Here is an 869-nt window from a genome sequence, read left to right as displayed (position 1 = left end):
CGCCAAGATCGCCGATCATGCCGAGCGGCGCATGGAAGCTCGCCTCTACACCAACGGCCGACAAGCGTGCCTCATCCTCTCCCGACAGAACCACCACGCGCCGTCCCAGCGCCTTGGACGCCAGGCTGATGAACTCCGGACCATTCTCGGCTGACCGCACAGCTGCAGTTGCCACAGCCGTGTAATGCCTCAAGTGCAAGGCTTTCAGGATCGCGCGATACCGACCAAGAGCCTTCAACGCCGATTCAACTCCAGTTGGCGAAAGCTGCCCCGTCTGCATCAAGCCCTGACCCAATCCGGCCATGACTTTCTCATTGAAGGTCGGAAGGATTGAAGCGCCCAGAACATCGTAGATCACCAGACGTACCGAGTTTGACCCGATATCGATAATTGCCGCACGTTCTGATTTGGGAAACATCAAACCTAAACGCCTTCGCGAGGTTTCAGACGCGGCGGCAGGCTGACTTCGAGCGCGCTCCCGCGTCCGGACAGGCTGGGATTGTCCATGAAATATGTGTGGGCCGAGAAAGTCTCTGTATCGGGACGCAATTCCATTCGCTCATAGACGCCGTCTTCTCCCATGATCCAACTTTGTTGTTCGTCATTCAGATTGGCGACCATGATCTGGTTCAGCACCTGACGGTGAACGGTTGGATTTTCAACCGGCACCAATGCCTCGACACGCCGGTTCAGATTTCGCGGCATCCAGTCCGCAGACGAGATAAACACTTTGGCCTTGGGCGATGGCAGAACCTCCCCATTGGCAAAACAGACAATGCGGGAATGTTCCAAGAATCGACCCACAATGCTCTTTACAGAGATATTATCAGACAAGCCCGGAACGCCAGGGCGCAGGCAGCAGATGCCGC

At 56.4% G+C, this 869-nt stretch carries 1 protein-coding gene and 1 pseudogene; both read right to left on the bottom strand.

Annotation, left to right across the window (positions count from 1 at the left end; genetic code table 11):
- A partial coding sequence (locus tag B2P82_RS07825) for a Ppx/GppA phosphatase family protein (RefSeq protein ID WP_524537548.1) occupies window positions 1-418 on the bottom strand: 418 nt, incomplete at its 3' end.
- 5 nt (window positions 419-423) lie between these two features.
- A pseudogene (locus B2P82_RS07820) lies at window positions 424-869 on the bottom strand (RNA degradosome polyphosphate kinase); the annotation flags it as partial.

It is taken from the genome of Hyphomonas sp. UBA4494 (genome assembly GCF_002388935.1).
Classification (GTDB): Bacteria; Pseudomonadota; Alphaproteobacteria; order Caulobacterales; family Hyphomonadaceae; genus Hyphomonas.
This window is presented reverse-complemented; position numbering and strand designations above follow the sequence as displayed.